The organism is Rhizorhapis sp. (genome assembly GCF_035276005.1).
Lineage (GTDB): Bacteria > Pseudomonadota > Alphaproteobacteria > Sphingomonadales > Sphingomonadaceae > Rhizorhapis.
Genome location: NZ_DATEMB010000006.1, coordinates 42,334 through 55,921 on the forward strand (window position 1 = coordinate 42,334; position 13,588 = coordinate 55,921).

The following is a 13,588-nucleotide window of genomic DNA, read 5'->3' on the forward strand; positions in this document are numbered from 1 at the left end:
GTTCCCGCCCTTTCGGCAAATATTCCTACTGAACAGAAGTGCGGCGTTCCCCGAGTGCTTGTTCCTTCGTTCTACCGGCTGAGATCCGCATGCATATTGACCTTGAGAATGGCGGACCCGAGCAGATCCACGCGGATGTGGCCATTATCGGCGCGGGTGCGGCTGGGATCAGCATGGCTCGACGGCTTCTGGCCGGCGGTCTTAGTGTCTTGCTTCTGGAAAGCGGCGGACTTGACTATGAAAAGAGTTCAGCCGACCTGAACGCTGGCGAAATTGCCGGTCTTGACTATTATCCCCTCGATCATGCGCGATTGCGCCTGTTCGGCGGCACGACCGCCATCTGGGGAGGCAGGTGCGCCTTTCTCGACCCCATAGATCTGCAGCCGCGGCCCTGGGTGCCTCATTCCGGCTGGCCTATTTCCTATGAAGAGCTCCGCCAATATTATGATGAGGCGGGCGAGCTGTTTGGATTGCCTGCGGCTATGCCGGACGGCCGAAGGGTGCAGGCGGCCGGGATTCCTCTGCCGCGCTTTTCCGAGGAGGAACTGCGCACGCCGCTATGGATCTTTGACGGTCAATTCGATCGTTTCCGTTTCGATCGCTGCCAGGACATTTTCCAGCATCCCCGCTGCACCGTCCTGACCCATGCCACGGTCCGGGAGATTGTCGCCGAACCATCGGGGCTGGCTATTGAAAGGCTGGACGTCGCCAATCCTGGCGGTCGCCAGCTACAGGCCTTTGCCAGCAATTATGTTCTTGCGGCGGGCGGGATCGAAAATCCCCGGCTCCTGCTTGCCTCGCGTTCCGTGATGAAAAATGGCTTGGGCAATGATCAGGATCTGGTCGGCCGCTTCTTCATGGAGCATCCCCATGCCCGGGGCGGGCGCGTTGCTGACGGACAGGCCTGGTCGTTGCTCGCCGCCTTCGCCAAGCGGCGTCTTGGCAGATGCACCATCGCTCCACTGATCGCGGCTGCTCCTGCGCTTCAGCAGCGGGAAGGGCTGCTGAACACCTCGCTGACGATAGCCCCCCGCCGCCCCATTGATGGCAAGGAAGCCTGGGCCATGCGCGCCTATCTTCACGCCAAGCATAGTTGGGCGCCTGATCGTTTCGGACGTACGCTGTGGAAAAGCACGAAACAGGCGGTCGGCTGGCTACAGCGGCGCAGCGATCCACTAAGGCCCTGGGCTCTCAACCGGCTGGGGCGTCTCGACCTTGCGCTGGTGGTCCGGGCGGAGCAAGCGCCCAATCCTGACAGCCGCGTCACGCTTTCGCGGGAATGCGACGCCCTGGGCATGCCCCGGGCAATGCTTGATTGGCGGACAAGCGCATTGGACGTGGAAAGCGTCGCGGGCTTGGTGGCGGCTTTTGGAAGAGAGACTGCCCGGCTTGGTCTGGGCAGGGTTGAACCAGCGGAATGGCTTTCGCATCCTGACCGCAATTGGGTCACCGATCCGTTGATCAGCGCCCATCCGATCGGCGGCTATCATCATATGGGCACAACCCGGATGGCGAGCGATCCGCGTAAAGGCGTGACAGATGGCCAAGGCCGCGTCCATGGCATCGACAATCTCTATGTCGCGGGAAGTTCGCTTTTTCCTACATCAGGTTGGGCCAATCCGACGGTGACAATCGTAGCGCTGGCGTTGCGCACCGGCGATGTCCTGATCAGGAAGAAGGCGAATGAGCTTCGTTCTTCAGGACTGGAGGCGCGTCCGCCGGAAATGGCGGCGGCGGTAAGTCGCGAAAGTGTCAGCCCTGCGGGAGGATACCGACCGCCGCGACCATCGTGAGCAGCACGGCGCTGCCGAACAGAAGGCCGCATAGAAAATAACCGGCTAGCCGCAGCTTGGGCGAATGCGGACGGCTATGCCGCGCATTGCGGGAGGCGCTGGAAAAAATGAACATGGTGATAAAGCTGACAGCAAAAGCGGCGAATCCGAGCATAAAAGTCCAACAATTTGAGTCGCTGACCCAAAGCCATAAAGATTGTGCCAGTGCAAGCGCCTGGTGAGGCGATCAGCACGCCTATCCATCGATTCGCCGAATCCGCATATGGGCGGATTCAGCGGTCAAACGCATGCCTTTCATAGCGAACGCCCAGTGAAGAAACCGTAAAGGGAACATGCCTAACCGAAAAACGTTGTTTCTCTGAAACTAGAAATAATGTCAGGAGTGGATCATGTATATCGGTATTGGAACGGCTTTGCTGATATTGCTTCTTTTGGTGATATTGTTCTGAATTTTAAGGAAAGCATAAAAAATAGATTCATTTTTTCCTGCCATTTCTGGCGGGATTAGCTGTGGCGTCGAAGGAAAAATTGACAGTTACAGCCGGTGAGATTCCCTGAGCAGTAGGCCCCGTTCCGATATTGTGGCGGAGGCGATCGACTTCGGCTGAGCCTGTGACTTTCCGGCGCTCTCCGCTGCCTGACAGCGCGAATCGAAGCGTCTGTGCCGCTGAAACGCTTTTAAGACTGAGCGTCCCTTCCGCCTGGTAAGTGGACGTCCCGGTCTTGCGCACATTGTCTGACCGGAACACCGCCTTTGCGAACTGAGCGGCAGAAAAAAAGTCGTCGCCCTTCACCATGGTGTTCTGAGTGGCGTCGGACATGGTGACGCTGCTCATATCCACATCAATCTTGATGGTGGCGGTTTCGGGTTTCTCCGGGTCCATCACAATGTCGCCCGACCAGTCCGCAAAGCTGCCCCTGTAGCTGTCGGAGCCATAGGTTGCGGTGAACTCCAGCCGGCCGCCGGGCTGAATTGTCCATGCAGGCGGCGGACCGCTAGCGTCTTCCGATTGTTCCTCAACCTTCTGTTCGACATCCGCTGCAGCCACTTCATTCCCCAGGGGCTGCGCCGCCGCGAGGCTGTTTTCCTGAGGAACCGGAGCGGGCATGGCCGCAACTTCCTTCGGCAGCGGTGCGGTGGAAGGGGAGGGCGCCAGCATAGCGCGGCCGGCCACCCAGCCCAGCGGGAGCAGTGCCACCAGCAGCACCGTTACCAGCCAGGAAGCCGCGGGCGTCATACGATAAATCAGCCTGTCGCGCAGCAGCCAATGATGCCTGAGAGCGCCCAGCACATGCAGGACGATGAGCGCGATCCCCAAAACCGCCATCACCTCATGCGCGCCCGATGAGATCGGCCCGAAAGCATCGGGCAAGGGCAGGTGGGACAGGGGCACGACACCGAACAACAGCGTCGGGACCTTGATCTTCGCCGTCGAGACCAGCATCCAGCCGGTAAGCGGCGCACCAAGCATGAAGGCATAGAGCCCCACATGCACCGCCGCTGCCAAGGTGCCGGGCAGGCCCTTCTCCACCGGCTGCGGCCGGGGCAGAGCAAATCTGATCCCCAGCCGGAGCAGCGTCAGGAGAAGGATCAGAATGCCGACGGATTTGTGGAGCTGATATTGCGCGAAAGCCTTGGCTCCCAGATCCTCAAGGCCAAAACCGACCGCTAGCTGAAAGACGATAATCGCGGCGATCAGCCAGTGAAGAATGATGGCGGCAATGCTGTATCGCGCGACCGGCGCGGCGGGATCATGTGGGACCATGCTGCATTACTAGCATTTCGTTTCGAACGGTCCATTCCAAACCACAGGAGAATTTAAGTCATTGACGCCAAGTGCTTTCCGGCCGCAAATCCATCCATGCAGTTCTTCTCGGACAATGCCGCGCCTGCTTGCCCTCAAGTGATGGAGGCGATCGCAAGCGCCAACCGGCAGGACCGGCCCTATGATAGCGACCGCTCCAGCAAGGAACTGGACGGCGCCTTTTCGACGCTGTTCGGGATTGAGGTTCGGGTCCTGTGGGTCTCTACGGGCACAGCCGCCAATGCACTTGGCCTTGCCGCGCTGTGCCCGCCGCATGGGGCCATATTGTGTCACCAGCAAGCGCATATCCAGGAGGATGAATGCGGCGCCCCTGAATTCTATACGCATGGAGCAAAGCTGCTGACCTGCCCCGGCGAGGGCGCGAAGCTGACGCCGGAAGCGGCGCGCAAAGTGCTGGCTACCGTCCGCGATGACGTGCATCAGGTGCGGCCGAGCGCGCTTTCGATCACCAATGCCAATGAATATGGACTGGTCTACACGCCCGATGAAATTGCGGCGCTAGGCGAGCTTTGCCGCGAGCGGGGTCTCGGCTTCCACATGGACGGCGCGCGCTTTGCCAACGCCGTCGCTTATCTCGACGGTGATCCGGCGGATGTGACTTGGCGGGCCGGAGTGGACGTGCTGAGCTTTGGCTTTGTCAAGAATGGCGGAATGATCGGCGAAGCGCTGGTCTTTTTCCGGCCGGAACTTGCCGCAGAGACGGCATATCGCCGCAAGCGCGGCGGGCATCTTCTCTCCAAGGGGCGTTATCTGGCGGCGCAGATATTGGCGATGCTGAAAGACGGCCTTTGGCTCGCCAATGCGCGGTCGGCCAATGCCGCGGCGGCGCTTCTTGGCACGGCGGCGGGTTCGCGCTGCCTTTACCCGGTGCAGGCCAATGAGGTCTTCATCCGCGTTTCCAGCGATGAAGCCGCACGACTGCGGGCCGGCGGTTTCGATTTCTATGACTGGGGCGACGGCGCGGTGCGGATGGTGACGAGCTGGCACCATCGGGCGGAGGATGTTCAGCCGCTGGCTGATGCTATCGCCGCCTTATGAGGACGGAGCGAACGCTGGCCAGCGGCGTCGCCATCCCATTTGCGATCGTAACGCTGATCTGGGGGTCGACCTGGTTTGCGATCCGCGACCAATTGGGTGTGGTCCCTGCGGCCTGGTCCGTCGCATATCGCTTCTTCATTGCTGCCGCTGGAATGTTCCTCCTCGCCCATATGCGGAGCCTTCCTCTGAAGCTGGATCGCGAAGGGCTGATTTTCGCCTTTTGGCTGGGGTTGACGCAGTTCATGCTCAACTATTATTTCGTCTATCTGGCGGAAGAGTTCCTGACATCGGGCATCGTCGCGCTGCTATACGCGCTGCTCATCATCCCCAACAGCCTGCTCGCGCTTCACTTCTTTGGGGAGCGGTTGAGCAGGTCCTTCCTGATCGGTTCGGCCATAGCCCTTGCGGGCGTTGCCTTGCTCCTGCTGCATGAATATCGCGCTTCGCGCGTGTCGCCGGATATGGTGCTGCTTGGCATTGGCTATTCATTCATCGGCATCCTCGCTGCTTCCATATCGAATGTGATGCAGGGCGCTCATGTGGCGCGGCGGCTGCCGATGATAACGCTGCTCGCCTGGTCGATGCTGATCGGGGCGGGCATGGACGCGGCGGTCGCGCTGATCGTGGACGGGCCGCCGGTGGCCGACGGCCGGCCGGGCTATTGGATCGGGCTGCTTTATCTTGCTTTGGCCGGCAGCGTTGCGACCTTCCCGCTCTATTTCCGCCTCATTCAGGTGATCGGCGCGGGCCGGGCTGCCTATGTCAATGTCCTGGTCCCGGTGCTCGCCATGCTGCTGTCGACAGCGTTCGAGGGGTATAGCTGGTCCGCGCTTCCGGCGGCAGGGGCGGTGCTGGCCCTTCTGGGAATGATCATTGCGCTGCGGGCAAAGGCAAGATCCTGAAGGCGTCAGAACAGGCTGGCGAGCCCTTCCTTGAAGGTGCGGTATCGGGGTGTCCAGCCAAGCAGCCGTTTCGCCTTTCCATTCGCCACCCGGCGGTTCTCGGAATAAAAGGCGCGCGCTTGCACTGACAGATTTGCCTCTTCGAGCGTCATCAGTGGCGGAAATGAGACGTTCAGTAGGCGGCATCCATGCTCGACCACGGTATTCTGGCTGGCGGGCAGGTCATCCGCCAGATTGTAGACGCCGGGCGGTCCCTGCAATCCGGCCAGAACCCCCGAGACGATATCCTCCACATGCACCCGGCTGAAGACCTGACCCGGAATGCCGATCCTGTGCGCCTTGCCTTCTCTGATCCGGTCAAGCACATTGCGCCCCGGCCCATATATGCCGGGCAAGCGAAAGACGCGCATGTCGCGGCGCAACGCTTGCCAGGCCAAGTCGGCGTCCGTCCGGGCGCTGCGCCTTCCGAGGCCGATGGGCGCGCTTTCATCGACCCAGGCGCCTGCACTATCGCCATAGACCCCAGTGGATGAAAGATAGCCGGTCCAGATCGCCGGGGCACGCGCAATGGCATCGCCATATTGAAGGAGCACAGGATCGCCGTCCTCACCGGGCGGCACAGAGGAGAGGATATGGGTGGCGCCCGCGATCAGGTTGTGCACCGCTTCGCGATCTTCGAAAGCCACGGCATTTCCATCAGCCGCACGTCTTGTCCCGCTCACGCGCCAGCCAAGGTCCCGCAGCCGCTCCGCCAGCCTGCTGCTGCTATAACCTAGACCGAATATCATCATGTGCAGCATTGTTGTCTGGCCCTATATTTCTTGCCTTGGGATCGAAAGACCCTCCCAAGTTATTGTGCGCGAGCGCGCGGCAAAGTAGGAAAAAATAATGGCCGACATCCAGAACACGCAAGCCCCGAATCCCCCTGTTATTCGCCGCGAGGATTATCGCCCGCCCGATTGGCTTGTGCCTCACATCGCGCTGGACTTCATCCTGGACGCTGCAGTCACGCGCGTGCGGGCGGTGCTTAACGTGACCCGCAATGGCAAACATGGCCGCCCGCTGCGGCTGGACGGCGATGGCCTGGTGCCGTTGTCGGTCAAGGTCGATGGCGTGGAGCGCGATCAGAATGGATGGACGCTGCAGGCTGGCGCGCTGGTGCTTGAGCTGCCGGGCGACACGCATGAGATCGAAACGCTGGTCGAGATCTGCCCGCAAACCAACACCCAGCTCATGGGCCTTTACGCGAGCGGAGGGCTGCTCTGTACCCAGTGCGAGGCAGAAGGGTTCCGCCGCATCACCTTCTTCCCCGACCGGCCGGATATCTTGAGCAAATACCGCGTTCGCATGGAAGCGGACCGGACGGCCTTTCCGGTCCTGCTGGCCAATGGCGATCCGGTGGAAAGCGGAGATCTTTCGGAGGGCCGGCACTGGGCGCAATGGAATGATCCTTTCCCCAAGCCCTGCTATCTCTTCGCGCTGGTGGCAGGCGATTTGAAGGTCAATGCCGACAGCTTCACCACTATGACAGGCCGCAAGGTCCAGCTCGGCATCTGGGTGCGGGAGGAGGATCTTCCCCGCACGCACCACGCGATGGCCGCGCTCAAGCACAGCATGGCCTGGGACGAGAAGGTCTTTGGCCGCGAATATGACCTCGATGTGTTCAACATCGTCGCTGTTTCGGACTTCAACTTCGGTGCGATGGAGAACAAGGGGCTCAACATCTTCAATTCGCGCTACATCCTGGCTGACCCGGAGACCGCGACCGACGCTGATTATGATGCGGTCGAGGGCGTGGTGGCGCATGAATATTTCCACAACTGGTCCGGAAACCGCATCACTTGCCGCGACTGGTTCCAACTGTCGCTGAAGGAGGGATTCACGGTCTTTCGCGACCAGCAATTTTCCGCCGACATGGGATCGGCCGCGGTAAAGCGGATAGAGGATGTTCGCGTGCTGCGCGCCGCCCAATTCCCGGAGGATAATGGCCCGCTCGCTCATCCTGTGCGGCCCGAATCCTATATGGAGATTTCGAACTTCTACACCGCCACCATCTACAACAAGGGCGCGGAGCTTATCCGCATGATGGCGCTGATGCTGGGGCCGGAACGCTTCCGCCGCGGCACCGACCTTTATTTCCAAAGGCATGATGGGCAGGCCGTCACCTGCGAAGATTTTGTTCAGGCCATGGAGGATGGCGGACAGATCGACCTTTCACAGTTCCGCTTGTGGTATGAGCAGGCAGGAACCCCGCGGGTGAAGGCGCTGTTGTCGCACGACGAGGAGAGCGGGCGCGCAACGCTGTCGCTTGAGCAGAGCATTCCGGCAACGCCGGGTCAGGACGTGAAGCGGCCAATGACCATCCCCGTCCGCATCGCCCTGTTCGACCGCGCCAGGGAGGACCATGCGGGCGAGCGGCTGCTGCTGCTGACCAAAGATCGCCAGGACTTCGAGTTCGAGGGACTGGCTGGCGCTCCGGTACTGTCCATCAACCGGGGTTTTTCCGCGCCCGTCATTGTCGACACCAACCGCAGTCAGGAGGATCTGGCTTTCCTGTCGGCCCATGACGACGATCCCTTCGCCCGCTATGAGGCGATGCAGCAATTGATGGTGAATGTGCTGGTGGCGGCCGTGGCAGGCCATCCGGCGGACGATGCGCCAGTGATTGAGGCGGTGCGGCGGACGCTTGCCGATCCGGCGCTTGACGATGCGTTTATCGCCGATGCAGTGACTTTGCCCAGCGAGAGCTATCTGGGCGACCAGATGAGCGTCGTCGACCCGGACGCCATTCATGCCACGCGCGAAAAGCTGCGCCGCAGGATCGGTCAGCGGTTGGAACGGGAATGGCGGGCAGCCCATGCCCGCACCGCAGCCAACAGCTTTTCCCTGTCGCCCTCCGCAAAGGGGGCCCGGCGGCTGCGCAATGCGGCGCTGGCCTATCTGAACGCAACGGGCACAGGAGAGGCGGCGGGTCTCGCTTTCGCGCAGTTCGAAAAGGCAGACAATATGACGGAGAGGCAAGGCGCGCTGTCCGTCCTCGCCAATGGGTCCAGCCGGGAGCGGGAAGCGGCACTCGACATCTTCTATAACCGCTACAGGAAGGACGCGCTGGTCCTCGACAAATGGTTCCAGACACAGGCGCTCGTGGCGCGGGAGGATGTGGTGGACCAGGTCGCGGAACTTGCGACGCACAAGGATTTCACGCTCGCCAATCCCAATCGGGCGAGGGCGCTTTATGGCGCCTTTGCCGCCAACCAGTTCGGCTTTCACCAGTTTTCGGGCCGGGGTTATACGCTGCTGGCCGATGCCATCATTGCGCTGGATAAGCTCAACCCCCAGACCGCCGCGCGGCTTGTCCCGCCCTTGGGGCGCTGGCGGCGTTTCGGCGAGCAGCGCGGCCAAAAGATGCAGGCGGAACTGCGCCGCATTCTCGCCACGCCCGGGCTGTCGAAGGACGTTACCGAACAGGTGAGCAAGAGCCTGGGGTGATCCCTGCGCCTTCCGATTTCACGCGCGCCGTTCTAGCGGCAGGGCGCGGGCATCTTCGGAATGTTCGGGCGGGTAAACAGCTTCCCGCGCTCGGCCCACATCACCCCTAAAAGACCGCCTGTTCCGCAAAGCAGGAAACCGAGCGCGAGCGGCAATGTAGTGCCGTCGAACAGGGATCCTATGAACGCACCAATCAGCGCCGATAGCAAGGTGGTCAGGCATGCCTGGAACGAAGAAGCCGCTCCGGCGCCGCGGGCGAACGGCTCCATCGAGATCGAGCTGAAATTGGATCCGCACAAGGCAAAGCAGAGAAGGGCGCTCGATTGCATCGCAATGAAGGTCCACACCGTTTCCCAGCCGGAAAGGATGATCCCGACATGAATCGCCGAAAGCAGGATGAAGGCCATCAGTGATCCCTGGCTAAGCCGCCGGGCGCCCATCCTTTCGACAAGCCTGCTGTTGAAGAAGCTTCCTATTGCGATGAAGCCCGCTATCGCAGCGAAGGCAAAGGGAAAGACTTCCGGTTCGTGAAAGACATCGAAAAAAATCTGCTGCACCGATGTGATGAAGCCGACCAGAGCGCCCATGCTGACGCCGCTTGCGAGCATATAGCCGAAGGCGGAACGGTGGGTGATGATCTGGCCGAAGGTCGCCGCGACATCGTCCAGACTTATGTCGATGCGGTTGGCGTCGGTCAGAGTTTCGGGCAGCCGGAATATGGTCCACAAGGCCATCGCCGCCCCCAACACAAGCAGGGCTCCGAAAATCCATCTCCAGCTCGCGATATAAAGGATCACCTGACCCAGGGTGGGCGCAATCACCGGCACGATCATGAAGACGATGAAAATGACGGACATGATGCGGGCCATCCGGTCACCGACGAAAAGATCCCGCACGATGCTGACCGCGACAACGCGTACTGCGGCGGCGAAGAAGCCTGCGGCGGCGCGCCCGGCCAGCATCATGGCAAAGCTGGTGGCCACCGCGCAGGCCAGTGTCGAGACGAGATAGAAGGACAGCGTGACGACCAGCACCGGCTTGCGCCCATAGCGGTCCGAAAGCGATCCGTAGAAGAGGGACCCCACCGCCATGCCCAGGAAATAGGCGCTGATGATCCATTGCCGGCTGTTTTCCTCGGCGATGCCAAGCGCTTCGCCAATCGCCGGAAGTGCGGGCAGCATCGGATCGATGGAAAGCGCGTTGAGCGCCATCAACATTGCGATGAGCGTGATGAATTCGACGAACCCGAGCGGTAATGCTGCTCTGTGCTCCCTTTCGGCAGTCATGTTATCGGCCCGCTGCATTGCAGCGGCTATGGCTGCAATGGCAGGAAACATCCAGTAGAAATTGAAAGAATATCCGCGCTGCCGGCCGGCTGCTCATGTCCAGTCAAATCGCGGCCACCCCCTGACCTGCGCCAGCTTCGCAAGTGGCGCATGGGGGTTGGCGGCAAAGCCTTCATCGGCAAATTCCAGCATCGGGGCATCGGACACATGGTCGGAATAGGCGCGGATGTGGCAAGCCGCCCGGCTGATTCCCTGCCCCGCCATCCAGTCCTGGATCATGCGCAGCTTGGCGGCGTCGTAGCAATTTTCTCCGGCGATTTTGGCCCGCACATAATCCAGATCCTGGCTTAGATGGTCTGTCGCGATGACGGCATCGAAGCCGAGACGTTCGGCAATCGCCTCCACATAAAGACGGTAAGAGGCCGTCGCGAGCACCAGCCGGTATCCCGCCGCGCGGTCCTCTGCGATCTGTTGAAGTGCGCCCTTGCGGACATTATGCGCCAGCACCTTGTCTGCATAGCTTTCGATGTGCGGCTGCAGCCTTGCCCGGCGCACATTGTGGCCGATCATCAGCGACTGGTTGATTTCCTTGAGCCGTGAGCGCGGGATCATGCGCAGCACATAGGCCAGCATCACGAAGGGAATGAAAATGGCGAGCGCCAGCCGCCACGGCGCCAACTTCTTCCCTACATGCAACAGGAAGGGCGTGTAGGTGCCCTTTACCGTGATGGTCCGGTCCATGTCATAAATCGCCAGCCTGGTGATCGGCTTTGTCATTGGGACGTCCAGAATTTTCGTTTCATTCCTGCTCCTTGAACAAGATTCCGCCGCTTTGCGCTTGCCGTGCCATCGATAATATCCCACTGTCCACCGCAAATGACGAACAGGGCGGACTATTACGAGGAAGTAATGGACGGCAGCCGGATGATCCGGCTGACCGGCAATCTGTCCATAGCCTATCTAAACGATCTGCCCGACCGGCTGGCCGGGCTGGAGGGCGAGGTCGCCGCTCTGGATCTTTCCGCGATCGATCATATCGATACGATCGGCGCGTGGGTCATACACCGCACCGCCCGTGACCGGAGCGCCAGGGTCGAGGGTGCGGACGCCGACGCGCAGCGCCTGATCGACGAGGTTAGCAAGGCCGGGCAACCGATAGAGCTTCATCCGCCGCAGATTTCGCCCTTTCGCCGGGTGCTGGGCGAAATCGGCGAAGCCACTTCGGTTGCGGGCCAGACGCTGCTTGGCCTGCTCGGCTTTTTCGGGGCGACACTGGTTGCCTTCTGGAACGTCATCCGCCACCCCCGGCGTTTCCGCATCAATGCGGTCGTGCAACGTTTCGAGGTGGTGGGCGTGTCGGCGCTCGGCATCATTGGCCTGATGAGCTTTCTGATCGGCATCGTGATCGCCCAGCAGGGTTCGGTGCAGCTTCGGCAGTTCGGGGCGGAGGTGCTGACGGTCAACCTGGTTGGCCGGCTGACCTTCCGGGAATTGGGCGTGCTGATGACCGCCATCATGGTGGCGGGGCGTTCCGGGTCCGCTTTCGCAGCGCAGCTTGGCACGATGAAGCTCACTGAGGAAATTGACGCCATGCGGACCATCGGCGTGTCGCCCATGGAGGCGCTGGTGGTGCCCCGCGCCCTTGCCGCTGTCGTGATGATGCCGCTGCTCGGCTTCTATTCCTCGGTCATCGCGATCATCGGCGGCGGATTTCTATGCGCGGTGTCCCTGGACATTCCGCCAGTCACCTTCATTCAGCGGTTGCGCGAGGTGGTGCCCATCACCGACCTTTATGTCGGGCTCGTGAAGGCGCCTGTCTTTGGCATCATCATCGCCATTTCCGGCTGCTTCCAGGGCATGCAGGTCAAGGGCAATGCGGAGGAAGTGGGCCTCAGGACCACCGCTGCGGTGGTGCAGGCGATCTTCCTTGTCATCGTTCTCGACGCCTTCTTCGCCGTCTTCTTCACATGGGTCGGCTGGATATGACCGAGGAGGAAGAAAAGGCGGCGGCCGAAGAAAAGCGTATCGAGCATGCCCTTGAGGAAAATGACGTTGCGATTTGCGTGCGGGGCCTGCGCAACAGCTTCGGCGACCAGGTGGTCCACGAAAATCTCGACCTGGAGGTCAAGCGGGGCGAGATATTGGGCGTGGTGGGCGGATCGGGCACCGGCAAGTCGGTGCTGCTCCGTTCAATCATCGGCCTTCAGATACCGGATCGGGGGGATATCGAAGTCTTCGGCGAGCCGATGGTCGGAAGGGCCGATGACGAGGTGCTCGCCATCCGCAAGCGGTGGGGGGTGCTGTTTCAGGGGGGAGCCTTGTTTTCGACGCTGACGGTTGCCGAAAATATCGAAGTTCCGCTGCGCGAATATTATCCGCAGCTCAGTCCTGAGCTCCGGGACGAGATCGCGGCCTATAAGGTGCGCATGGCGGGCCTTCCGCCGGAAGCGGGACCCAAATTCCCGGCGGAGCTTTCCGGCGGCATGAAGAAACGGGCAGGGCTTGCGCGGGCATTGGCGCTGGACCCGGATCTGCTGTTTCTCGACGAACCGACGGCAGGGCTCGACCCCATCGGCGCTGCAGCCTTTGATGAGCAGACCCGAAGCTTGCAGCGGACATTGGGGCTTACAGTCTTCCTCATCACCCATGACCTCGACACGCTCTACGCTATTTGCGACCGGGTCGCGGTGATCGCTGACAAGCGTGTGATTGCTGTAGGTACGATTGACGAATTGCTGGCGACCGATCACCCCTGGATACAGGAATATTTCAACGGCCCGCGCAGCCGGGCGGCCAAGGCCGGTTCGCAAGGTCCGGCAGTGGACGGAAACGGCAAGGCCGGTCATAAGCAGCAGCCAAAGGGCGGTAGGGACTGATGGAAACAAGATCCAACCATATCCTGGTCGGCAGCGTCGTGCTGGGCCTGCTGGCGGCGGTGATCATCGCCGCCTTCTGGTTCTCCCGCATTGGGGAGGGGGCCCAGAAAGAATATGACATCTATTTCAAGCAGTCGGTCAACGGGCTCGCCAAGGGTTCCAGTGTCACCTTTTCCGGCGTGCCTTCAGGCCAGGTGAAGGAAATCGAGCTCTGGAAATCCGATCCGAGTTTCGTGCGCGTGCGGATCGCCGTCAAGGATGACCTGCCGGTCCTGCAAGGAACGACAGCCACCATTCAGGGCGTTGGCTTCACCGGTGTTTCGGAGATCCAGCTTGATGGCGCGGTAAAGGGCGCACCGCCCATCACCTGTCCCATTG

12 protein-coding genes are annotated in these 13,588 nt (G+C 61.0%); 7 read left to right on the plus strand and 5 right to left on the minus strand.

Going from position 1 to position 13,588, the window contains the following annotated elements:
• Window positions 1-89 precede the first annotated feature (89 nt).
• The gene (locus VJS46_RS01725) at window positions 90-1,793 is read left to right on the plus strand and encodes a GMC family oxidoreductase (RefSeq protein WP_324057615.1); all 1,704 of its coding nucleotides are present in this window, start codon (window positions 90-92) and stop codon (window positions 1,791-1,793) included.
• On the opposite strand, the gene VJS46_RS01730 is transcribed toward VJS46_RS01725, so the two are convergent.
• Both VJS46_RS01730 and VJS46_RS01735 read right to left on the minus strand, forming a co-directional pair.
• Window positions 1,753-1,947, minus strand: coding sequence for a hypothetical protein (locus VJS46_RS01730; RefSeq protein WP_324057616.1), 195 nt, complete (start codon window positions 1,945-1,947; stop codon window positions 1,753-1,755). The genes VJS46_RS01725 and VJS46_RS01730 overlap by 41 nt on opposite strands.
• Window positions 1,948-2,269: 322 nt before the next feature.
• On the minus strand, window positions 2,270-3,559 hold the full coding sequence (locus tag VJS46_RS01735) for a cytochrome b/b6 domain-containing protein (RefSeq protein ID WP_324057617.1): 1,290 nt from the start codon (window positions 3,557-3,559) through the stop codon (window positions 2,270-2,272).
• Window positions 3,560-3,655: 96 nt separating this feature from the next.
• Between VJS46_RS01735 and VJS46_RS01740 the strand changes: the two genes are divergently transcribed.
• Window positions 3,656-4,657, plus strand: a complete 1,002-nt coding sequence (locus tag VJS46_RS01740; RefSeq protein WP_324057618.1) for a threonine aldolase family protein — start codon at window positions 3,656-3,658, stop codon at window positions 4,655-4,657.
• Complete coding sequence (locus VJS46_RS01745; protein ID WP_324057619.1) at window positions 4,654-5,559, plus strand: DMT family transporter; 906 nt, start codon at window positions 4,654-4,656, stop codon at window positions 5,557-5,559. Before VJS46_RS01740 ends, VJS46_RS01745 begins: the two co-directional genes overlap by 4 nt.
• Window positions 5,560-5,564: 5 nt before the next feature.
• Here VJS46_RS01745 and VJS46_RS01750 read toward each other — a convergent pair whose 3' ends face one another.
• Entirely contained in the window at window positions 5,565-6,359 is a 795-nt protein-coding gene (locus tag VJS46_RS01750) for an SDR family NAD(P)-dependent oxidoreductase (protein WP_324057620.1), read from the minus strand.
• Between the two features lie 88 nt (window positions 6,360-6,447).
• Here VJS46_RS01750 and pepN point away from each other — a divergent pair, with 88 nt between their 5' ends.
• Window positions 6,448-9,048 carry an aminopeptidase N gene (pepN, locus tag VJS46_RS01755; RefSeq protein WP_324057621.1) on the plus strand — a complete coding sequence of 867 codons (2,601 nt, stop codon included), beginning with the start codon at window positions 6,448-6,450 and terminating at the stop codon, window positions 9,046-9,048.
• Window positions 9,049-9,080: 32 nt separating this feature from the next.
• Here pepN and VJS46_RS01760 read toward each other — a convergent pair whose 3' ends face one another.
• Window positions 9,081-10,385: a multidrug effflux MFS transporter gene (locus tag VJS46_RS01760; RefSeq protein ID WP_324057622.1), complete on the minus strand. Its 1,305-nt coding sequence runs from the start codon at window positions 10,383-10,385 to the stop codon at window positions 9,081-9,083.
• 42 nt (window positions 10,386-10,427) lie between these two features.
• Entirely contained in the window at window positions 10,428-11,111 is a 684-nt protein-coding gene (locus tag VJS46_RS01765; protein WP_324057623.1) for an HAD-IB family phosphatase, read from the minus strand.
• A 99-nt stretch (window positions 11,112-11,210) separates the two neighbouring features.
• Between VJS46_RS01765 and VJS46_RS01770 the strand changes: the two genes are divergently transcribed.
• The 3 genes from VJS46_RS01770 to VJS46_RS01780 all read left to right on the plus strand — a co-directional run.
• On the plus strand, window positions 11,211-12,320 hold the full coding sequence (locus VJS46_RS01770) for an ABC transporter permease (protein WP_324057624.1): 1,110 nt from the start codon (window positions 11,211-11,213) through the stop codon (window positions 12,318-12,320).
• On the plus strand, window positions 12,317-13,210 hold the full coding sequence (locus VJS46_RS01775; RefSeq protein ID WP_324057628.1) for an ABC transporter ATP-binding protein: 894 nt from the start codon (window positions 12,317-12,319) through the stop codon (window positions 13,208-13,210). Before VJS46_RS01770 ends, VJS46_RS01775 begins: the two co-directional genes overlap by 4 nt.
• Window positions 13,210-13,588, plus strand: a 379-nt coding sequence (locus VJS46_RS01780; RefSeq protein WP_324057625.1) for an MlaD family protein, incomplete at its 3' end; no start/stop codon positions are given. The genes VJS46_RS01775 and VJS46_RS01780, both read left to right, overlap by 1 nt.